The sequence below is a fragment of the Campylobacter sp. DY7 genome (assembly GCF_057802535.1).
The window spans coordinates 1-613 of sequence record NZ_JBYJAU010000045.1 but is presented as its reverse complement, the minus strand read 5'-3'; the positions used below and the strand labels follow the sequence as shown (position 1 = coordinate 613).

Genomic DNA, 613 nt, shown 5'->3' with positions numbered 1-613 from the left:
CGTGGCGATGGCGCTCCGATCCCGCGGTGTCGGCTGCAACTTCGGCACCTACGCCAGCCACCAACAGCCGCTCTACGGCTCCTCCACCCCGCTGCCCGTCTCCGCCGACCTCTTCGCGCGACACATCGCCATTCCCATGCACGCGAATCTCACCGAAGACGACGTGGCCTACGTCGCCGAAACCGTGCGGGCCGTGGTCGCCGACCCCGCCCACCGACGCTGACCCCAACGACCTCCCAAGCGAAGGACATCTCATGACCGAAAACCGCACAGTCTTCATCACCGGCGGAGCCGGTTTCATCGGCCTCCACGTCGTCCAGCAGCTCCTGGAGCGCGACTGGAACGTGCGCATCTTCGACAACATGTGGCGCGGTGACCGCGACCGTGCCAACGAGCTCGCGACCACGGGCCGCGTCGAAGTCATCGACCAGGACGTCCGGTCGGGCGCCGCGGTGGCCGCCGCCATGCGCGGGAGCTCGCACGTCATCCACCTGGCTGCCGACTCCATCAACAAGAGCGTCGCCGACTCGTACAGCTCGCTCGACGTGAACGTCGTCGGATCCCACAACGTGTTCGCGACAGCGGCCGAACAGGGCATTCAGCGCGTCGTCTA

General features: G+C 67.0%; 2 protein-coding genes. Both read left to right on the top strand.

From position 1 onward, the window contains the following. Window positions 1-223: DegT/DnrJ/EryC1/StrS family aminotransferase (locus AC1B00_RS09625; protein ID WP_488849509.1), on the top strand; the 223-nt coding region annotated here is incomplete at its 5' end. 31 nt (window positions 224-254) lie between these two features. Beyond that, window positions 255-613, top strand: a 359-nt coding sequence (locus tag AC1B00_RS09620; protein WP_488849507.1) for an NAD-dependent epimerase/dehydratase family protein, incomplete at its 3' end; no start/stop codon positions are given.